Source organism: Streptomyces sp. NBC_00259 (assembly GCF_036181745.1).
In the GTDB taxonomy this organism is placed as follows: Bacteria; Actinomycetota; Actinomycetes; order Streptomycetales; family Streptomycetaceae; genus Streptomyces; species Streptomyces pratisoli.
Genome location: NZ_CP108080.1, coordinates 3,215,036 through 3,235,207, shown reverse-complemented (window position 1 = coordinate 3,235,207; position 20,172 = coordinate 3,215,036). Strand labels below are relative to the sequence as shown.

The 20,172-nt window shown below is 71.0% G+C and carries 17 protein-coding genes; 12 read left to right on the top strand and 5 right to left on the bottom strand.

Annotated features, from left to right (window positions below; genetic code table 11):
• The first annotated feature begins 83 nt into the window (after window positions 1-83).
• The 8 genes from OG766_RS14405 (at window position 84) to galK (ending at window position 11,523) form a co-directional block, all read left to right on the top strand.
• Window positions 84-1,400: an acyltransferase family protein gene (locus OG766_RS14405; RefSeq protein WP_328725491.1), complete on the top strand. Its 1,317-nt coding sequence runs from the start codon at window positions 84-86 to the stop codon at window positions 1,398-1,400.
• A 117-nt stretch (window positions 1,401-1,517) separates the two neighbouring features.
• Window positions 1,518-3,335 carry an ABC-F family ATP-binding cassette domain-containing protein gene (locus OG766_RS14400; protein ID WP_328725490.1) on the top strand — a complete coding sequence of 606 codons (1,818 nt, stop codon included), beginning with the start codon at window positions 1,518-1,520 and terminating at the stop codon, window positions 3,333-3,335.
• Window positions 3,336-3,567: 232 nt separating this feature from the next.
• Complete coding sequence (locus OG766_RS14395; RefSeq protein ID WP_328725489.1) at window positions 3,568-5,427, top strand: outer membrane protein assembly factor BamB family protein; 1,860 nt, start codon at window positions 3,568-3,570, stop codon at window positions 5,425-5,427.
• A gap of 58 nt (window positions 5,428-5,485) precedes the next feature.
• The gene (locus OG766_RS14390; RefSeq protein WP_443045493.1) at window positions 5,486-7,282 is read left to right on the top strand and encodes an outer membrane protein assembly factor BamB family protein; all 1,797 of its coding nucleotides are present in this window, start codon (window positions 5,486-5,488) and stop codon (window positions 7,280-7,282) included.
• A 208-nt stretch (window positions 7,283-7,490) separates the two neighbouring features.
• Window positions 7,491-8,210 (top strand): helix-turn-helix transcriptional regulator, encoded by a 720-nt coding sequence (locus OG766_RS14385; RefSeq protein WP_266378821.1) that lies wholly within the window; start codon window positions 7,491-7,493, stop codon window positions 8,208-8,210.
• 168 nt (window positions 8,211-8,378) lie between these two features.
• Window positions 8,379-9,422: a galactose-1-phosphate uridylyltransferase gene (gene galT, locus OG766_RS14380; protein ID WP_266378818.1), complete on the top strand. Its 1,044-nt coding sequence runs from the start codon at window positions 8,379-8,381 to the stop codon at window positions 9,420-9,422.
• A complete protein-coding gene (gene galE, locus OG766_RS14375) occupies window positions 9,419-10,384 on the top strand; it encodes a UDP-glucose 4-epimerase GalE (protein ID WP_266378815.1) in 966 nt (321 codons plus the stop codon). Before galT ends, galE begins: the two co-directional genes overlap by 4 nt.
• Entirely contained in the window at window positions 10,381-11,523 is a 1,143-nt protein-coding gene (gene galK, locus OG766_RS14370) for a galactokinase (protein WP_328725487.1), read from the top strand. The genes galE and galK overlap by 4 nt, the downstream gene beginning before the upstream one ends.
• 53 nt (window positions 11,524-11,576) lie before the next feature.
• Here the strand turns inward: galK and OG766_RS14365 are convergent, their stop codons facing one another.
• On the bottom strand, window positions 11,577-12,023 hold the full coding sequence (locus OG766_RS14365; protein WP_266378809.1) for a GNAT family N-acetyltransferase: 447 nt from the start codon (window positions 12,021-12,023) through the stop codon (window positions 11,577-11,579).
• Window positions 12,024-12,273: 250 nt separating this feature from the next.
• Here OG766_RS14365 and OG766_RS14360 point away from each other — a divergent pair, with 250 nt between their 5' ends.
• A complete protein-coding gene (locus tag OG766_RS14360) occupies window positions 12,274-13,056 on the top strand; it encodes a response regulator transcription factor (RefSeq protein WP_266384125.1) in 783 nt (260 codons plus the stop codon).
• Here the strand turns inward: OG766_RS14360 and OG766_RS14355 are convergent.
• Entirely contained in the window at window positions 13,015-13,512 is a 498-nt protein-coding gene (locus OG766_RS14355) for a MarR family winged helix-turn-helix transcriptional regulator (RefSeq protein WP_266378806.1), read from the bottom strand. The genes OG766_RS14360 and OG766_RS14355 overlap by 42 nt on opposite strands.
• Window positions 13,513-13,643: 131 nt before the next feature.
• Here OG766_RS14355 and OG766_RS14350 point away from each other — a divergent pair, with 131 nt between their 5' ends.
• Both OG766_RS14350 and OG766_RS14345 read left to right on the top strand, forming a co-directional pair.
• Window positions 13,644-14,465, top strand: coding sequence for a trans-aconitate 2-methyltransferase (locus OG766_RS14350; protein ID WP_328725486.1), 822 nt, complete (start codon window positions 13,644-13,646; stop codon window positions 14,463-14,465).
• 16 nt (window positions 14,466-14,481) lie between these two features.
• Window positions 14,482-14,844, top strand: a complete 363-nt coding sequence (locus tag OG766_RS14345) for a VOC family protein (RefSeq protein WP_328725485.1) — start codon at window positions 14,482-14,484, stop codon at window positions 14,842-14,844.
• Window positions 14,845-14,989: 145 nt separating this feature from the next.
• On the opposite strand, the gene OG766_RS14340 is transcribed toward OG766_RS14345, so the two are convergent.
• Together OG766_RS14340 and OG766_RS14335 are read right to left on the bottom strand one after the other, a co-directional pair.
• A complete protein-coding gene (locus tag OG766_RS14340) occupies window positions 14,990-15,667 on the bottom strand; it encodes a TetR/AcrR family transcriptional regulator (protein WP_266378798.1) in 678 nt (225 codons plus the stop codon).
• The gene (locus tag OG766_RS14335) at window positions 15,664-16,644 is read right to left on the bottom strand and encodes an acyl-CoA desaturase (protein WP_266378795.1); all 981 of its coding nucleotides are present in this window, start codon (window positions 16,642-16,644) and stop codon (window positions 15,664-15,666) included. Before OG766_RS14335 ends, OG766_RS14340 begins: the two co-directional genes overlap by 4 nt.
• 215 nt (window positions 16,645-16,859) lie before the next feature.
• On the opposite strand from OG766_RS14335, the gene ppc reads away from it, so the two are divergent.
• Window positions 16,860-19,589 carry a phosphoenolpyruvate carboxylase gene (gene ppc / locus OG766_RS14330; protein WP_328725483.1) on the top strand — a complete coding sequence of 910 codons (2,730 nt, stop codon included), beginning with the start codon at window positions 16,860-16,862 and terminating at the stop codon, window positions 19,587-19,589.
• A gap of 62 nt (window positions 19,590-19,651) precedes the next feature.
• Here the strand turns inward: ppc and OG766_RS14325 are convergent, their stop codons facing one another.
• Window positions 19,652-20,122: a hypothetical protein gene (locus OG766_RS14325; protein WP_266378787.1), complete on the bottom strand. Its 471-nt coding sequence runs from the start codon at window positions 20,120-20,122 to the stop codon at window positions 19,652-19,654.
• Window positions 20,123-20,172 lie beyond the last annotated feature (50 nt).

The window sequence follows — 20,172 nt, the reverse complement described above, 5'->3', positions numbered from 1 at the left end:
GGGCACGCACGCCCGGGTACTCAGACGGGAGTTGAGTACGGAAGCGCTGACGCCCACGAGGGCGCGAGCGCGAACGTAGCCGTATGGGATCAAGCGTTCGTGCGCTCGCCGAAGCCACCCCGGACACCCGGGACCGTTACGTCGACCTCCTCCGGGTCGCCTCGCTCGGGACCGTCGTCCTCGGCCACTGGCTGATGGCCGCCGTCACCGCCGACGGTGTCGGCAATCTGCTCGCCGTCGTCCCGGAGCTCCAACTCCTCACCTGGGTCCTTCAGATCATGCCGGTGTTCTTCTTCGTCGGCGGCTTCTCGCACGCGCTCTCCTACCGCTCGCTGCGCCGCAGGCAGCCGGAGGGATCGGTGTACGCGGCGTTCCTGCGGGCCCGGCTGCGCAGGCTGCTGCGCCCCACCATGGTGTTCGTCCTGGTCTGGGCAGCGGCGGCGCTGATCGTGCAACTGCCGGGTGGAGGCGGCGGACTGACCGGCGTCACGCTGCGCCTGGTGACCCAGCCGCTGTGGTTCATCGGGATCTATCTGGCGATGGTGGCGTTCACCCCGCCACTGCTGAGGCTCCACGAGCGGTACGGCTGGGGCGCGTTCGCGGCACTCGCGGGCGGCGCGCTCGCGGTGGACGTGCTCCGGTTCGCGCTCCAGGTCCCCTTCGTGGAGTTCCTGAACTTCGCGTTCGTCTGGCTGGCCGTGCACCAGCTCGGCTTCCTGCGCGCCGACGGCCGGCTGCGGCTGCCGTCCGTACTCGCCGCCACGGGACTGGCCGGGGCCGCCGCACTGGTGGCGTTCGGCCCGTACCCGCTGTCCATGGTCGGCATGCCGGGCGAGAAGGTCTCCAACATGGCCCCGCCCACCCTCGCCCTCCTCTGTCACGGGCTCTGGCTCGTCGGCGCGGTGGAGCTGCTGCGCGGGAGCGGGGCGCGCCTGGTGGCCCGGCCCCGGGTGTGGCGGACCGTCGTCGCCGCGAACGGCGTCGCCATGACCGCCTTCCTGTGGCACCTCACCGCCATGCTCGGGGTGTACGGCGCGCTCCTCGCCCTCGATGTCCCGCTGCCCGAACCGGCCTCGGCCGCCTGGTGGGCGCAGACCCCGCCGCGTATCGCCGCGGCCGCCGTCCTCACCGCGCTCCTGGTCGCCGCCTTCCGCACCTTCGAGCGTCCTTCGCCGCCCCGCGCGGCCTCCGCCTCGGGCTCGGGTCTCCTCGCGGTCCTGGGGATCACCCTGTGCCTGCTCGGCGTACTGGGCCTGTCGATGGTCGGCTTCGCGGGTCTGCTGGAGGGCCGTTCGGCAACGCTGATCGCGGTCCCGGTCACCGCTCCGGTGGCGGTGGCCATGGCCCTCGCGGGCTGGCTCCTGGTGGAGCGCTCGGGCGCGCGGCGAGGACGGGTGTGACGGAAGGACCACGCCACCCACCGTCCGCGAGCGATCACGCTGGGTGTGCGCGGGATTTCGACGTGCCCGCGACGATTACGCTGGGAGGTCGATCGGATCCCCTCATCTGGAGCGTTGATGGCCGTCAACCTGGTCAATGTCGAGGCAGTCAGCAAGGTGTACGGCACCCGTGCCCTGCTCGACGGAGTCTCCCTCGGCGTGTCCGAGGGAGACCGAATCGGTGTCGTCGGGCGCAATGGGGACGGCAAGACGACCCTCATCCGCATGCTCGCCAAGCTGGAGGAGGCCGACACCGGCCGCGTCACCCACAGCGGCGGGCTGAGCCTCGGAGTGCTCACCCAGCACGACTCGCTCGACCCCGCCGCCACCGTCCGGCACGAGGTCATCGGTGATCTCGCCGACCACGAGTGGGCGGGCAACGCCAAGATCCGCGACGTGCTGACCGGACTCTTCGGCGGGCTCGACCTGCCCGGCTTCCCGCACGGACTGGACACCGTCATCGCGCCGCTCTCCGGTGGCGAGCGGCGGCGGATCGCCCTCGCGAAGCTGCTCATCGCCGAGCCGGACCTGATCGTTCTCGACGAGCCGACCAACCACCTGGACGTGGAGGGCATCTCCTGGCTCGCCCGCCACCTCCGGGCGCGCCGCTCGGCGCTCGTCTGCGTCACGCACGACCGCTGGTTCCTCGACCAGGTCTGCACCCGCATGTGGGACGTCCAGCGCGGCACGGTGTACGAGTACGAAGGCGGCTACACCGACTACGTGTTCGCCCGTGCCGAGCGTGAGCGCATCGCGGCGACCGAAGAGGTCAAGCGGCAGAACCTGGTCCGCAAGGAGCTGGCCTGGCTGCGCCGCGGCGCCCCGGCCCGTACGTCGAAGCCGCGCTTCCGGGTCGAGGCCGCCAATGAGCTGATCAAGGACGTGCCGCCGCCGCGCGACACGTCGGAGCTGATGAAGTTCGCCTCCTCCCGGCTCGGCAAGACGGTCTTCGACCTGGAGAACGTGACGGTCCAGGCCGGCTCGAAGGTGCTGCTGAAGCATCTGACCTGGCAGCTCGGCCCCGGTGACCGCTTCGGCCTGGTCGGGGTGAACGGTGCCGGCAAGACGTCGCTCCTGCGGGCGATGGCCGACGCCGCCCGCAGCGACGGAGAGCGTCAGCCGAGCGACGGACGGATCGTCACCGGCAAGACCGTGAAGCTGGCCTATCTCTCCCAGGAGGTCGTCGAACTCGACCCGGATCTGCGGGTGCTGGAGGCGGTCCAGCAGGTGCGCGACCGCGTCGACCTCGGCAAGGGCAGGGAGATGACGGCCGGGCAGCTGTGCGAGCAGTTCGGCTTCTCGAAGGAGAAGCAGTGGACCCCGGTCGGTGATCTGTCCGGTGGCGAGCGGCGCCGGCTCCAGCTGCTGCGGCTGCTGATGGACGAGCCGAACGTCCTGTTCCTCGACGAGCCCACCAACGACCTCGACATCGAGACCCTGACCCAGCTGGAGGACCTCCTCGACGGCTGGCCCGGCTCGATGGTCGTCATCTCCCACGACCGGTTCTTCGTCGAGCGGACCACCGACCGGGTGTACGCGCTGCTCGGCGACGCCGCCCTGCGCATGCTTCCGCGCGGTATCGACGAGTATCTGGAGCGCCGGGAGCGGATGACGGAGACCGCGGCCGCGACCCCGGCGGCGCCCGCCGCGGCGTCCGAGAAGTCCGCGGCCCCCGAGAAGTCGGCCGCGGACCAGCGTGCCGCCAAGAAGGAACTGCAGAAGATCGAGCGTCAGCTGGACAAGGTCTCCGCCAGGGAGGCCACGCTGCACTCGCAAATCGCCGAAAACGCCACCGACTTCGGGAAGGTGGCGAAACTCGACGCCGAACTCCGTGAACTCGCAGGCGAGCGCGACGAGTTGGAGATGCGGTGGCTGGAGCTCGCCGAGGACGCGTAGCGGCGTCGCGCGGAACGGGTAACGACGGCATCACGGGCCGGTCCTCCCTTGGGTACAGGGGCGGACCGGCCCCGCTGTCGACAGGTCCCAGGTGATACAAAGAAGCCCCGCTCGACTGACGTGACGCTGCGCCATCCATGTCCGATTCGCTCCTTTCCGTACGGCAACTGCCGGACGGAATCGCGGGGGAGGCCGGTCGGGTCGTGGACCGCACGAAGGGGGATGTGCTGCCATGACTCAGCCGCCCAGCCAGCAACCGCCGCAGGGAGGCTTCGGGTCTCCGCAGGACCCTCAGCAGGGTTCTCCTCAGCAGCCCCAGCAGCCCGCGCAACCGCCGCAGATGCCGCAGGGTCCGCCGCCGGTCCCGCCGCAGGCCCCGCCCGCGCCGCCCGCCGGTCAGCCGCAGCAGCAGCAGCAGCCGCCGCAGCCGCAGCCGGGATACGGCTATCCGCAGGCCCCGCAGCCGGGTTACGGCTACCCGCAGCAGACGCCGGGTCCGTACCACCAGCAGCCCGGCCCGTACAACCAGCAGCCGGGGCCCTACGGCCAGCAGCCCGGCCCCTACGGCGGCTACCCCGGTGGCTACCCCACCCAGCCGCAGTACCCCGGCGCCCCCACCCCGCCCCCTCAGGGCGGCGGGAGCGGGAACTTCTTCAAGGGCAGGCCCGCCGCCATCATCGGTGCGGCCGTGGCGGCCCTCCTCGTCATCGGCGGCGGCACCTGGTTCGCCGTCAGCGGCGGTGACGACGACACGAAGCCCGACGCCAAGCAGACCAGCGGCCCGAAGCCGTCCGGCTCCGAGTCGGTCGACCAGGGCGACGGCAGCGGCACCGGTGGCGGCAAGGAGGTGGACGACCTCAACGCCGGGCGCAAGGACGGCGAGTCGAAGGTGCTCTGGCTGACGAAGAACGACATCGACCTGCCGCGCAACGGCTCCGAGGTGTACGGCCCGTGGTTCGCCGGCGACGTCGTCGTCAAGGGCATGTACAAGGAGCTCAGCGGCTTCTCGGCCACCGACGGCAGCAAGAAGTGGACCCTGCCGCTTCCCGGCGAGCTCTGCGCCGCACCCGTGCGGGGCACCGACGACGGCAAGCTCGTCATCGGCTTCAAGGACGGCACCAACGACAAGGCCAAGTGCACCCAGATGCAGCTGGTCGACCTCAAGACCGGCAAGGCGGGCTGGAAGAAGGAGATCACCGAGAAGGGTGCCTTCGACCTGCTCTCCGACATCACCCTGGCGATCAGCGGCGACACCGTGACCGCCGCCCGCACCGGCAACGGCGAGGCCTTCCGGATCAGCGACGGCAAGCCGCTCTTCGGCAAGCTCCCCGGCAACTGCCAGCCGCAGGCCTTCGCCGGCGGCCCCAAGCTCATCGCCGCCGAGACCTGCCGTACCAGCAGCTACGACAAGCGCCAGGAGCAGCTCCAGGAGCTCGACCCGACCACCGGCAAGGCCAAGTGGACGTACAAGCTCCCGGCCAACTGGGAAGTGGACAAGGTCTATTCGGTCAGCCCGCTGGTCGTCTCCCTCTCCCAGCGCGACCAGAAGAAGTGGAGCGTCATCGCGCTCAACGACAACGGCACGCTGCGCTCGCAGATCGACGGCGGCACGGACCGCTTCCAGCCGCGCTGCGGCGGCGGCTTCGTCGTCTTCAGCCAGATCCTGGAGGGCTGCGTCGGCGTCGCCGCCGACGCCAACACCTTCTACATGGCGACCGAGCCCAAGTCGGGCGGCACCGTCCGCACCAACACCGTCGTCGCCTTCGACCTCAACACCGGCAAGGCCAAGTGGCGCGCCGACGCCCCCGCCGAGCGCACCATGCTCCCCCTGCGCACGGAGGGCTCGAACGTCCTCCTGTACATGGAGCCCCGGTACGACTCGGGCGGCGCGATCGCGACACTGCCCCCGACCGGCGGCAAGCCGACCGTGATCCTGCAGAACCCGGCGTCCACCTCCGAGATCGAGCGGACCTTCTGGTCCCCGAAACTGGCCTACCAGGACGGCCGCTTCATCATCGCGAGCGGGCGGGTCAGCGCGAGCAACGACGCGGAGGAGAAGGAGGCCAAGACGATGATGGCCTTCGGGAAGTGACCGCGTCCGACCGACGCCCCGGAATCGACAGCCTTCTTCTCCTCAGAGGTACGGACACGTGACGCAGCCACCGCAGCCGCCCAACCAGCCACCGCAGCCACCGAACCAGCCCCCTCAGCCGCCGAACCAGGCGCCCCACCAAGCGCCTCAGCCGCCCCACCAGTCGGCGCAGCCTCCGCAGGGTGGCTTCGGCGCCCCCCAGGACCCGCCTCCCGGCGGCTTCGGGGCGCCCACCCCGCCGCCGCAGCAGCCCGGGTACGGGTATCCGCAGGCGGCTCCGCCCGGGCAGGGCGCCGGGTACGGCTACCCGCAGACCCAGCCCATGGGGCAGCAGTCGTACGGGTACGGGTATCCGGCGCAGCCCACGCAGCCGCAGTACCTGCCGCCCCAGCCGGGCGGTCCCGGCGGCGGCAAGAAGCTGAGCGCCCAGATGCAGATCATCATCGCCGCGGCCGTCGCGGTGGTGCTGATCATCGGCGCCGGTGTCTGGTTCGCCGCGGCCCGGGGCGACGACTCCAAGCCCGACGACGCCAAGAACACGACCGAGGGCGCCGACGGCGGGAAGGGCAAGGACATCGGAGGGGGCGGCAAGGAGAAGGCGCCGGCCAACACCGCGGCCAAGGTGGCGTTCCAGCTCCCGCAGCCGAAGGTCACCGACGTCACCAACGTCAGTGGTTCCTGGGTCACCGACTCGACGTACGTCAAGACCGGCGTCTCCTCCGTCGTGGGCTACGACCTCGCCAAGGGCACGGTGAAGTGGACCATCCCGCTCCCCGGCCAGGTGTGCGCGGCCTCGCGGCACGCCACCAAGGACAACAAGACCGCGATCGCCTTCGAGGCCACCAAGCGCAAGCCGCCGCGCAACTACGCGGCGTGCACCGAGGTCGGCGCCATCGATCTGACCACCGGCAAGCTGCTGTGGACGAAGTCGGCCAAGGGAACCGGTGACGACAAGGTCCGCCTGACCGAGGTCACGCTCAGCGGCAACACCGTCGCGGGCGGCGGCACCGACGGCGGCGCGGCCTTCGACCTCGCCACCGGTGCGCTCCGCTGGAAGCCCGACGCCAACGCCGAGGGCTGCTACGACATGGGTTACGGCGGCGGCGAGGCCCTCGTGGCGGCCCGCAAGTGCGGCGAGTACGGCAGCCAGCAGGTGATCATCCAGACGGTGAACCCGGCGACCGGCGCGCCCCTCTCCTCGTTCAAGATGCCCGCGGGCGTCGAGTACGCGAGCATCGTCTCCACCAAGCCCCTCGTCGTCGCCGCGGACGTCGGCGACACGGCCGGGGACGGCAGCGGCATCTCGGACTTCTTCGTCATCGACGAGAAGACCGGCAAGCTCAAGGCCAAGATCACGGCCGACGCGGACCGGTTCGCCGCGCGCTGCGGCTCCACCGAGGTCGAGACCTGCCAGCACGTGACCGTCGGCAACGGCCGTCTGTACCTGCCCACCGAGGAGCACGAGGGCTCGGGCGAGTACGGCCAGACCAACGAGATCGTCTCGTTCGACCTGAGCACGGGCAAGCCGACGACCGACAGGGCCGACGCCGGCGACCGGTACACCCTGTACCCGCTGCGCATGGACGGCGGCAACGTCATCGCGTACAAGAAGCCCCCGTACGACAAGGGCGGCCAGATCGTCAGCATCGACGGCGGCACCTTCAAGCAGACGGTGCTGCTGGAGAACCCGTCGGAGGAGTCCGTCCGGGACGCGGAGACCGGCTTCTCCCTGGACTACGCGGAGATCCTCTACACCAACGGCCGGCTGTTCATGTCCGAGACCATGATCAGCAAGCCCAGCACGTCCAGTTCGAGCGACCCGCAGTATCTGGTGCTGTCCTTCACCACCGGCTGAGCCGGATCGCGTCCGTGAACACGAGGGAGGTCCCCCACCGCCGGGGGACCTCCCTCGCTCCGTCAACTTGCCCCGAACGACATACATTTCGCCGATCCGAGGGAATTCCGACGCGTAGGGCGAGCGCAACGTCGAACAAGCGTGTAGCTTGCCGGGTCAGTAGGGCTGGGGGCCGGGGGGCCGACTCCAGGGGTATGGGGGTTGCTCGATGGGTGTGCGGCTCATGGTGGTCGACGACCACCGATTGCTGGCCGAGGCGCTGGCCTCGGCGCTGAAACTGCGCGGGCACCGGGTGCTCGCGGCGGCGGCGCCGACGGCGAGGGCGGCCGAGCTCGTGGTGAGCAGGGCCCCTGAGGTGTGCCTGCTCGGCACCGCGGCACCGGCGGAGCCCGGGGCGTTCGACCCCATCGTGCGGATCAAGCGGGAGCGGCCGCAGGTGGCCGTGGTGGTGCTCGGGCCCGTGCCGTCGCCGCGCGGGATCGCGGCGGCCTTCGCCGCCGGCGCCTCCGGTTACGTACGCCACGACGAGCGCATCGAGGGCGTCGAGCGGGCGATGGTCAAGGCGCGGGCCGGCGAGACGGCGGTCGCGCCGCAGCTGCTCCAGGGCGCGTTCTGCGAGCTGCTGAACCCGGCGGCCCAGCCCGACGACGAAGGCCGGCGGCTGCTGCAGATGCTCACTCCACGCGAGGTGGAGGTGCTCGTACGGGTGGCGGAGGGCGAGGACACCCGGCTGATCGCGGCGGGCATGGGCATAGCCCCGAGCACGGCCCGCACCCATGTGCAGCGGGTGCTGATGAAGCTGGGCGTCGGTTCACGGCTGGAGGCCGCGGCGCTGGCGGCCAGGACGGGGCTGCTCGACCACGCCGCGATCCCGCCGGCCGGACCGCCCGCACCGCCCGTACCGCTGCGGGACGCCGACCAGGCCTGAGCACGCGCACCGGGGCAGGCGCCGTCTCACGCGCCGACCCTCTGGCCCCGTGCTGCCCCGACCTCCCACTCCCACATGAACACACACGCCACGGTTGACGTCTCTGTTGACTCATGGTTTGTTGTGTTCGCTTATGTTGGTGGATGGCGGGCCATGGAGGCACTCCGCGTGAAGAAGACAGTCACCAGGCTCGCCGACGGCCGAGAGCTGCTCTACTACGACTCCCGCGACGACGTCGTCCGTGACGCCGTCGACCGCCGGCCGCTGGACCCCACCTCCACCACGTCCGAGATCCGGCACGACCCGCTGCTCGGCGACGCCGTCGCCGTCGCCTCCCACCGCCAGGGCCGTACGTACCACCCGCCCGCCGACGAATGTCCGCTCTGCCCCTCCCGGGACGGCCGGCTCAGCGAGATCCCCGACAGCGACTACGACGTCGTCGTCTTCGAGAACCGCTTCCCCTCCCTCGCCGGAGCATCCGGCCGCTGCGAAGTCGTCTGCTTCACCTCCGACCACGACGCCTCCTTCGCCGCCCTCACCGAGCGGCAGGCCGCCCTCGTCCTGGACGCCTGGACCGACCGCACCGCGGAACTCGCCGAACTTCCGCAGGTCAAGCAGGTGTTCTGCTTCGAGAACCGGGGCGCGGAGATCGGTGTGACCCTCGGCCATCCGCACGGCCAGATCTACGGCTATCCCTTCGTCACCCCCCGTACCGCCCTGATGCAGCGCTCGGTCGCCGAGCACCTCGCCGCCACCGGCCGCAACCTCTTCGACGACACCCTGGAGCGCGAGCTCGCGGACTCCGAACGGATCGTCCTTCAGGGCGCGCACTGGGTGGCCTTCGTGCCCTACGCCGCGCACTGGCCGTACGAGATCCACCTCTACCCGCGGCGCCGCGTGCCCGACCTGCGGGCACTGGACGAGGAGGCGCGCACAGAGTTCCCACAGGTCTATCTGGAACTGTTGAGGCGCTTCGACCGGATCTTCGGCACGGACCAGCCGCCGACGCCGTACATCGCCGCCTGGCACCAGGCGCCGTTCGGCGATGCGTCGCGCGAGGACTTCGCGCTGCACCTCGAGCTTTTCACCGTCCGCCGTACTCCCGGAAAGCTGAAGTTCCTCGCCGGTTCCGAGTCCGGCATGAGTGTGTTCATCAACGATGTGCCGCCGGAGGCCGCGGCCCACCGACTGCGAGAGGTAGCGAGCACGTGAGCAAGTACCTGGTGACGGGCGGGGCCGGCTATGTCGGCAGCGTGGTGGCCGCGCATCTGCTGGAGGCGGGGCACGAGGTGACCGTGCTCGACGATCTGTCCACGGGCTTCCGCGAGGGCGTCCCCGCGGGGGCGGACTTCATCGAGGGCCGCATCCAGGACGCCGCCCGGGTGCTCGACCCCTCCTACGACGGCGTTCTGCACTTCGCCGCGTTCTCGCAGGTCGGTGAGTCCGTCGTGGACCCCGAGAAGTACTGGGTGAACAACGTCGGCGGGACGATGGCCCTGCTCGCCGCGATGCGCTCCGCAGGTGTGCGCAAGCTGGTCTTCTCGTCGACGGCCGCGACCTACGGAGAGCCGGTCTCCACCCCCATCACCGAGACCGACCCGACCGCGCCGACCAGCCCGTACGGCGCCTCGAAGCTGGCCGTCGACCACATGATCAGCGGTGAGTGCGCCGCGCACGGGCTGGCCGCGGCATCGCTGCGGTACTTCAACGTGGCGGGCGCCTACGGAAGCTGCGGCGAGCGCCACGACCCCGAGTCGCACCTCATCCCCCTGGTCCTCCAGGTGGCTCTGGGCACCCGTGAGTCGATCTCCGTCTTCGGCGACGACTACCCGACCCCGGACGGCACCTGCGTACGCGACTACATCCACGTCGCCGATCTGGCCGAGGCCCATCTGCTCGCCATGGACAAGGTCACCGCCGGGGAGCATCTGATCTGCAACCTCGGCAACGGCAACGGCTTCTCCGTCCGCGAGGTCGTCGAGACCGTCCGCAAGGTCACAGGTCACCCGATTCCCGAGGTCACCGCCCCCCGCCGGGCGGGCGACCCGGCCGTGCTGGTCGCGTCCTCCGCCACCGCCCGGGAGCGGCTGGGCTGGAGCCCGTCACGGGCGGACCTCGCGGGCATCGTGGCCGACGCATGGGAGTTCACCCGGGCCAGGGAGGCCGGCGCATGAGCGTGGAGGAGCGGTTCCGCGAGCTGTACGGGTACGACCCCGAGGGGGTCTGGGCGGCGCCGGGCCGGGTCAATCTGATCGGTGAGTACACCGACTTCAACGACGGATTCGTGATGCCGCTCGCGCTGCCCCACACGGCGGTCGCGGCGGTGGCGCGGCGCACGGACGGGGTGCTGCGGGTCCACTCGGCGGGCATGGACCAGGGCGTGGTCGAGCTCTCCGCCGACTCCCTCGTACCCCGCGCGGGCACGGGCTGGGCGGCGTATCCGGCGGGTGTGCTGTGGGCGCTGAGGGAGGCCGGGCACCCGGTCACCGGGGCGGACCTCCATCTCGACTCGACCGTGCCGACGGGCGCGGGTCTCTCCTCCTCGGCGGCCGTGGAGGTCGTCACCGCGCTGGCCCTGAACGATCTCCACGGGCTCGGCCTGCCCCGCGAGGAGCTGGCGCGGCTGGCCCAGCGCGCCGAGAACGCGTTCGTCGGTGTGCCGTGCGGGATCATGGACCAGGTGGCGTCGGCCTGCTGCACCGAAGGCCACGCCCTGTACCTCGACACCCGCGACCTCGACCGCCGCCAGGTCCCCTTCGACCTCGCCGCCCAAGGGCTGCGGCTCCTGGTCGTCGACACCCGGGTGAAGCACGCGCTCGGCGACGGCGCGTACGCCGAGCGGCGCGCCGGATGCGAGGCGGGCGCGCGGGCGCTGGGCGTGCGCACGCTGCGCGAGGTCGAATACGCGCGGCTTCCGGATGCCCTGGGGCGGTTGGCCGATGCGACGGTGCGCCGTTACGTACGCCATGTCGTGACCGACAACCACCGGGTCGAGCGGACGATCGCGCTGCTGGACGCGGGCGACGTCCGCGGCGTCGGCCCGGTCCTCACCGAGGGCCACGCCTCCCTCCGGGACGATCTCCGGGTCTCCTGCGGGGAGTTGGACCTCGTGGTCTCCTCCGCGAACGCGGCGGGCGCACTGGGCGCCCGGATGACCGGCGGCGGCTTCGGCGGCTCGGCGATCGTCCTCGTCGAGTCGGCGGACGAGGACACGGTGACCAAGGCCGTCCTGGACGCCTTCGCGGCCGCCGGCCACACCCCGCCACGTGTCTTCCCGGCGGTGCCGTCCGCGGGGGCGCGCCGGGTCCGTTGAGCTTCCGCGGGCCGTGACTCCGGGCACGGGGCGCGGTCCTGGGGCCCGCCGGGTCAGCCGAGCGCCTTCGTGAGGATGTACTCGGTCACCCCCGGCGGGTAGTCGGGGACCCGGCCGACGACCGCGTAGCCGTGTCTGCGGTAGAACGCCGGCGCCTGGAAGTCCCAGGTCTCCAGGCGGGAGTGCGTGCAGCCACGGCCGACGCGGGCCTCGCGTTCGGCCGCGGTGAGGAGCTGGGAGCCGAGGCCCGCGCCGCGGTGGGGGGTGTCGACCCAGAGGAGGTCGACATGGAGCCAGCGCGCCCAGGTGCGGCCCGCCAGGCCCGCGGCCAGTTCGCCGGACGTCTCGTCCACCACCCAGACCTGCAGCGGGACTTCGTCCTCGTGCGGGGTGCCGGCCAGGGCGCGCATGGCAGGGGAGCGGTGTGCGTTGGCGGCCTCCAGCCGTTCGCCGAGCAGCACACGGCGTTCTTTGTCGACTTCTGTCTCAAAACGAAACATGAGGCACACCTTAAACACGGCGTTCAACCAGTTCTGCAAATGCCCTTCCGCTCCCGGCCACCGGCCCTACTCTGATGCACAGCGCCGGTGGGGGCCGGTGCTGTTCAGGGGGCGAGACAGTCGGGTACGACGCCCGGGGCGGGGTAGCAGTCAAGCACGGCGGCGGCCGTGGGGGACTGCCCACCACTCCTTCCGGGCGCCGTACCCGCGCTTCGTGACCTCCGCCGGAAAGCACAGCCTGGGGGTGTCTGTGGTTCGTATCCGGGTCCTTGTGGTGGACGACCATCGAATCTTCGCCGAGTCCCTCGCCGCGGCGCTCGCGGCCGAGCCGGACGTCGAGGTCGCCGCGGCGGGCAGCGGCCCGGCCGCGCTGCGCTGCCTCGAGCGCGCGGCGGCCGACGGCCGCAGATTCGACGTGATGCTCGTCGACGCGGATCTGGGGGCCGCGGCGGCACCTGCCGCCCCGGTCGTCGCCCGGGCCGTCCCCGACGACGGGGACGGTTTCGTGGACGGCATCTCCCTGGTGTCCGGGGTGCGTTCGGCCCGTCCCGCGGTCCGTACGGTCGTCCTCGCCGAGAAGGACGACCCACGCCGTGCCGCCCTGGCGCTCCAGGCCGGGGCCTCTGGCTGGGTGGCCAAGGACTGTTCGCTGCAGCGGCTGCTCACGGTGATCCGTGGCGTGCTGCGCGACGAGACGCATCTGCCGCCCGCGCTGCTCACGGGCGTCCTGCGGGAGCTGACCGCCGCGCGCAAGCACCGCACCGAGAGCGAGCAGCTCGTCGAGTCGCTCACCCCGCGCGAGCGCGAGGTGCTGCGCTGCATGGTGGCGGGACTGGGTCGCAAGGCGGTCGCCGAGCGGCTCTTCCTCTCCCCGCACACGGTCCGCACCCATATGCAGAACGTGCTGGGCAAGCTGGGTGTGCACTCGACCCTCGCCGCTGTGGCGCTGGCGCGGCGGGCCGGGGTCGGCCCCGCGGAGCTGGCGAGGTCCTCAGCCGGGGACGTTGTCGAACGGGGCGGTCAACTGGCGTAGCAACCCGGCCAGTTCGCCGCGCTGGGTACGGGAGAGTTCGCCCAGGATGGCTCGTTCCTGGGCGAGCAGCCCGGCCAGGGCCTGATCGGCGCGGTCACGGCCCTCGGTGGTGAGCCGCACCAGCACACCGCGCCGGTCGCTCGGATCGGGCAGCCGCTCGACCAGGCCCTTCTTGGCGAGCCGGTCGATACGGTTGGTCATCGTGCCCGAGGTGACCAGGGTCTGGGTGAGCAGCTGGCCTGGGGAGAGCTGATAGGGCGCGCCCGCGCGCCGCAGCGACGTCAGGACGTCGAACTCCCAGGGCTCCAGCTGGTGCTCGGAGAACGCGATCCGGCGGGCCCGGTCGAGATGGCGTGCCAGTCTGGAGACGCGGCTGAGCACCTCGAGCGGCTCCACGTCGAGGTCGGGGCGCTCGCGGCGCCAGGCAGCGACCAGTCGGTCGACCTCGTCCTCCATGACGATCAGTGTAGATGGTCTGTCGACATGAAGTCTCTTGACGTCAAGATATATTTAGCTGGACGATTGGGCATGGTCGGGCCGGAGCTCCGTTCCGGTTCCGGAAATCGTTCCAGCAAGGGGGATCGAACATGCATTCCGTTCCAACCTGGGATCCACAGCAGTACCTACGACACTCGGGCCACCGAACCCGCCCGTTCCTCGATCTGCTCGCCCGCATACCCGAACTGCCCCACGGCACACGGCCGGCCCGGATCGCCGACCTGGGCTGCGGACCCGGCAATGTGACCGTCCTGCTCGCCGACCGCTGGCCGGACGCACGGATCACCGGATTCGACCTCTCACCCGAGATGCTCGCCCGCGCGGAGAAGGAGTACGCGGGCCCCACGGCCGGCGGCGGCCTGCTCGACTTCCGTCCCGCCGACGCCGCGCACTGGACACCCGACGAGCCCTACGACCTCATCGTCTCCAACGCTGCACTGCAGTGGGTGCCCAGCCACCCCGAATCCTTCGCGACCTGGATCGACGGCCTCGCGCCAGGCGGCACCCTCGCCTTCCAGGTCCCCGGCAACTTCACCTCACCCAGCCACGCGCTGCTCGGCGAACTCTGCGACGCCCCGCAGTGGCGCGACCGCCTCGACGGCCAGGGCCGCCGCTTCGTCCACGTCCTGGAGCCGGCCGACTACCTCATCCGTCTCGCCGACCTCGGCTGCGCGACGGACACCTGGGAGACGACCTACCTCCAGCTGCTCACCGGCGAGGACCCCGTCCTGGACTGGGTGAAGGGCACGGCACTGCGGCCGGTCCTCACCGCGCTCGAAGGGGACGAGGAGGCCACCGAGGAATTCCTCACCCAGTACCGCGATCTGCTCCGCAAGGCCTATCCGCCCGGCCCGCACGGCACGGTCTTCCCGTTCCGCCGCATCTTCGCCGTGGCCCGCAAACCGTCGTGACCAGGAGGGGGTACCGATGCTGACCGCTGTCGACCACGTCCAGCTCGCCGCACCACCGGGCTCCGAGGACGCCCTGCGCGCGTACTACACCGAAGCCCTCGGCATGACCGAGATCCCCAAGCCCCCGGCCCTCGCCGTCAACGGCGGCTGCTGGTTCCAGGCCGGATCCGTGCAGCTGCACCTCGGCATCGAGGAATCCTTCCGGCCGTCCCGGAAGGCCCATCCGGGCCTGCGCGTCAGCGGCATCGAGGCGTATGCCGACCGCCTCGCGGCACACGGCGCCAAGGTGGTCTGGAACCACGACCTGCCGGGGCACCGCCGCTTCCACTCCGAGGACCCGGCCGGCAACGTCCTGGAGTTCCTGGAGCCTGGCCGGTGACCGGCTCCGCCGACCTGGCCGATCCGGCCGACTTACCCCCCGGTCGGCGGTCACTCCCACGACAGGGACCCGACCGCCGGCCGGGACCGAAGCGCCCCGGGTACCGACGGGCTCGCCCCGGGCACCGACGGCCTCACCGACGGCCTCAGCTCTTGCGGTGGCCTATCAGCCGCGGCTTCGGCTCCAGCCCGTCCAGCCCGTGCCAGGCCAGATTCACCAGATGCGCCGCGACCTCCGCCTTCTTCGGCTTGCGGGCGTCCAGCCACCACTGGCCGGTCAGCGCGACCATCCCCACCAGCGCCTGCGCGTACAGCGGCGCCAGCTTCGGATCGAAGCCGCGCGCCTTGAACTCCAGCCCCAGGATGTCCTCGACCTGAGTGGCGATGTCGCTGATCAGCGACGCGAACGTACCCGTCGACTGCGCCACCGGCGAATCGCGCACCAGGATGCGGAAGCCGTCCGTGTACGTCTCGATGTAGTCGAGCAGCGCGAAGGCGGCCTGCTCGAGCAGCTCCCGCGGATGGCCCGCGGTCAGGGCTCCGGTGACCATGTCGAGGAGCTGGCGCATCTCCCGGTCCACCACGACGGCGTACAGGCCCTCCTTGCCGCCGAAGTGTTCGTACACCACCGGCTTGGAGACCCCGGCCTTCGCCGCGATCTCCTCCACCGACGTGCCCTCGAAGCCCTTCGCCGCGAAGAGTGTGCGACCGATGTCGAGCAGCTGCTGGCGGCGCTCGGCTCCGGTCATCCGGACCCTGCGTCCCCGCCGGGGCTTCTCACTGCTGCTGGTGCTGCTGCCGTCGATCGCCACGTCCTCAATCATGCCGCCTCCGCGGCCTCCGTCCTGCGCCGGGCGTCGATCCGCTCGGCACTCGGCCAGCGCACGTCGTACGCCCAGCCCGCCAGCTCGAACCAGCGGATCAGCCGCGCACTGGAGTCGATCTGCCCACGCATCACACCGTGCCGCGCGCTCGTGGGCTCCGCGTGGTGCAGGTTGTGCCAGGACTCGCCGCACGACAGCAGCGCGAGCCACCACACGTTGCCCGAGCGGTCACGCGACTTGAACGGGCGCTTGCCGACCGCGTGACAGATCGAGTTGATCGACCAGGTCACATGGTGCAGCAGCGCCACCCGCACCAGCGAGCCCCAGAAGAACGCGGTGAACGCGCCCCACCACGACATCGTCACCAGACCGCCGACCAGCGGCGGGATCGCCAGCGACAGGATCGTCCAGTACACGAACTGACGGGAGATCGCCCGGATCGCCGGGTCCTTGATCAGATCCGGCGCGTACTTCTGCTGCGGCGTCTGCTCCTCGTCGAACATCCAGCCGATGTGCGCCCACCACAGGCCCTTCATCAGCGCGGGGACCGTGTCACCGAACCGCCACGGCGAGTGCGGGTCCCCCTCGGCGTCGGAGAACTTGTGGTGCTTGCGGTGGTCCGCCACCCAGCGGACCAGCGGGCCCTCCACCGCCAGCGAGCCGGCGACGGCCAGCGCGATGCGCAGCGGGCGCTTCGCCTTGAACGAACCATGGGTGAAATAGCGGTGGAAGCCGATCGTGATGCCGTGGCAGCCGAGGTAGTACATGAAGACGAGCAGACCGAGATCGAGCCAGCTCACGCCCCAGCCCCAGGCCAGCGGAACCGCGGCCAGCAGAGCGAGGAAGGGCACCGTGATGAACAGCAGCAGGGCGATCTGCTCGATCGAACGCTTGTTGTCGCCGCCCAGCGTGCCGGGCGGGAGGTCGGATTCGGACGGCTTCCGGGCGTCGTCGATCACATCGGGGCTTGTGGTCATGGGGTGTCCCCTGGGGGGTGAGAGGTGTGTCTGATCCGTTGCTACGGGTCCGTAACCTACGGCGTCGTAAGTATGTCAGCGCGAAGCCTCGCGGCAAGAGGGCTGTGGACAACGCCGCGTGAACGGACACCTATCCTTGGAGTCGTCGGACAGCGCGGTCCGCAAAGCCTCCGGAAACCTCCAGACGTGCTCAAACACTGCAAGGAGCCGCACCTGTGAGCAGTGCCGACCAGACAACAACCGCCAGCGCGGAGCTGCGCTCCGACATCCGCCGACTGGGCGATCTGCTGGGCGAGACCCTCGTACGGCAGGAAGGCCCCGAGCTCCTCGAGCTCGTCGAACGTGTACGTGCTCTGACCCGGACGGACGGCGAGGCCGCCGCCGAGCTGCTCGGGGACACCGACCTGGAAACCGCCACGAAGCTGGTTCGCGCGTTCTCCACCTATTTCCATCTTGCCAACGTGTCCGAGCAGGTGCACCGCGGCCGCGAGATGCGCGAGCGGCGCGCCGCCGAGGGCGGACTGCTCTCGCGGACCGTCGACATGCTCAAGGAAGCCGATCCCGAGCATCTGCGCGAGACCGTCGGCAATCTCAACGTGCGGCCCGTGTTCACGGCGCACCCCACCGAGGCCGCGCGCCGGTCCGTGCTGAACAAGCTGCGGCGCATCGCCCAGCTGCTGGAGACCCCGGTCATCGCCGCCGACCGCCGCCGGCACGACCTCCGGCTCGCCGAGAACATCGACCTCATCTGGCAGACCGACGAGCTCCGCGTCGTACGCCCCGAGCCCGCCGACGAGGCCCGCAACGCCATCTACTACCTCGACGAACTGCACGCCGGCGCCGTCGGCGACGTTCTGGAGGACCTCGCCGCCGAGCTGGAGCGCGTCGGCGTCGAGCTGCCGCCCGGCACCCGGCCCCTCACCTTCGGCACCTGGATCGGCGGCGACCGCGACGGCAACCCCAACGTCACACCGGACGTCACGGGCGAGGTGCTGATCCTCCAGCACGAGCACGGCATCACCGACGCGCTCGAGGCCGTCGACTCGCTGCGCGGACTGCTGTCCAACTCGATCCGCTACGCCGGGGCCACCGAGGAGCTGCTGGAGTCGCTGCAGACCGACCTGGAGCGGCTCCCCGAGATCAGCCCCCGCTACAAGCGGCTCAACGCCGAGGAGCCGTACCGCCTCAAGGCCACCTGCATCCGCCAGAAGCTCGTCAACACGCGCGAGCGGCTCGCCAAGGGCACCGCGCACGAGGAAGGCCGCGACTACCTCGGCACCGCCGAGCTGCTGCACGACCTCACCCTGGTCCAGACGTCGCTCCGCGCCCACCGAGGCGGGCTGTTCGCCGACGGCCGCCTCGACCGTACGATCCGCACGCTCGCCGCCTTCGGGCTGCAGCTCGCCACCATGGACGTACGGGAGCACGCGGACGCCCACCACCACGCCCTCGGCCAGCTCTTCGACCGGCTCGGCGAGGAATCGTGGCGGTACGCCGACATGCCGCGCGACTACCGGCAGAAGCTGCTGGCCAAGGAGCTGCGCTCGCGGCGGCCGCTCGCCCCGACACCGGCCCCGCTGGACGCCGCCGGGGCCAAGACCCTCGGCGTCTTCCACACCGTGAAGGAAGCCTTCGAGCGGTTCGGGCCCGAGGTCATCGAGTCCTACATCATCTCGATGTGCCAGGGCGCCGACGATGTCTTCGCCGCCGCCGTGCTGGCCCGCGAGGCCGGGCTGATCGACCTGCACGGCGGCTGGGCGAAGATCGGTATCGTGCCGCTGCTGGAGACCACCGACGAGCTGAAGGCCGCGGACGTCATCCTCGACGGCATGCTCGCCGACCCCTCCTACCGGCGGCTCGTCTCCCTGCGCGGCGACGTCCAGGAGGTCATGCTCGGCTACTCCGACTCCTCCAAGTTCGGCGGCATCACCACCTCACAGTGGGAGATCCACCGGGCCCAGCGGAGGTTGAGGGATGTTGCTCACCGTTACGGAGTCCGCCTGAGGCTGTTCCACGGCCGCGGGGGGACGGTAGGCCGCGGTGGCGGCCCCTCGCACGACGCGATCCTCGCCCAGCCGTGGGGCACGCTGGAGGGCGAGATCAAGGTGACCGAGCAGGGCGAGGTCATCTCCGACAAGTATCTGATCCCGTCCCTGGCCAGGGAGAACCTGGAACTGACCGTGGCCGCGACGCTCCAGGCGTCGGCGCTGCACACGGCCCCGCGCCAGAGCGACGAGGCGCTCGCCCGCTGGGACGCCGCGATGGACACCGTCTCGGACGCCGCCCACGCCGCGTACCGGCGGCTGGTGGAGGACCCCGACCTCCCGGCGTACTTCTTCGCCGCCACGCCCGTCGACCAGCTCGCCGATCTGCACCTGGGCTCCCGGCCCTCACGCCGCCCCGACAGCGGCGCGGGCCTCGACGGACTCCGGGCGATCCCGTGGGTCTTCGGCTGGACCCAGTCGCGGCAGATCGTGCCGGGCTGGTTCGGTGTCGGCTCCGGACTGAAGGCCGTTCGCGAGGCGGGCCTCGACTCCGTACTCGCGGAGATGTACGAGCAGTGGCACTTCTTCCGGAACTTCCTCTCCAACGTGGAGATGACGCTCGCCAAGACGGACCTGCGGATCGCCCGGCACTACGTGGACACCCTCGTGCCGGACGAGCTGAAGCACGTCTTCGAGGACATCGAGGCGGAACACGAGCTGACGGTGCGTGAGGTGCTGCGGGTGACGGGCGGGGAGCAGCTGCTCGACTCCAACCCGGTGCTCCAGCAGACCTTCGCGATCCGGGACGCCTACCTGGACCCGATCTCGTATCTGCAGGTCTCGCTGCTCTCCCGCCAGCGCCGGGCGGCGGAACGCGGGGAGCCGGCGGACCCGCTGCTCTCGCGGGCGCTGCTGCTGACCGTGAACGGCGTGGCCGCGGGCCTGCGCAACACGGGCTGACGCCCGGCCGTTTCGTCCCGGGATCGCCGGACGGGTTCGACGAGAGCCCGTCCGGCGAGGCGTCAGAGGGCGAAGAACGCGCTCACCAGAAGCGCTCCGCCCGCCGCCGCCGTCGCCCACGCCGTGCGGGGCATCCGCAGCCCACCGCCGATGACGCACGCCGCGAGGAGCAGCGCGCCGCCGAAGGGCAGCCAGGCGTGGAGTGCGCCGGGCCAGCCGGTGCGGACGACCTCGTCGGTGCCGGGCTTCACGACGACGGGGAGCTTCGCGCCCTTGTCGACGGCGACGGACCGCTCGATGGTCAGGCCCGTGCGCGCGGTACCGGCTCCGTCGGGGTCGAAGGGGCCCGTGCACGTCTTCTCGCCGCAGCTCGCGACGGTGAGCGTGCCGTGCTCGCGGCCCTTGGACAGCAGGACGTGCTGGGCCGTGCCCCACGACGACCAGACGCCGGCGACGAGCAGCAGCAGGGCGACCAGGACCATGGACACGCGGCGCCCGTGGTCGAGCATCCGGCCGGAGGAGTTCCGCTTCATGGGGCGCGATACTTCGGCAATCGACCGCGCTCGGTCAACCTCAGGCCATT